At 41.9% G+C, this 267-nt stretch carries 1 protein-coding gene; it reads right to left on the bottom strand.

The features are described from left to right. A partial coding sequence (locus tag MN204_RS20795) for an ATP-binding cassette domain-containing protein (protein ID WP_368858694.1) occupies nucleotides 1-267 on the bottom strand: 267 nt, incomplete at both ends.

Raw genomic sequence — 267 nt, forward strand, 5'->3', positions numbered from 1 at the left:
GGTTGAAAAGTTTGAGTCACCAACTGACAATGCTTCGTCGACAATTAAGATATCCGGATCGTTGTGGGTAACGATTGAAAAACCAAGCTTTGAACGCATACCAGATGAATAATTCTTGACTGGTTGATCAATAAACTCACCCAACTCTGAGAATTCGATAATATCCGGCATTGCCGCATCAATCTCCTTATTGGTCTTTCCCATCATCAATTGCTTCAATCGAATGTTCTCACGACCGGTCAACTCCCAGTTCAAGCCTTCGTTGAT

It is taken from the genome of Oceanobacillus saliphilus, assembly GCF_023522835.1.
GTDB lineage: Bacteria > Bacillota > Bacilli > Bacillales > Amphibacillaceae > Oceanobacillus > Oceanobacillus saliphilus.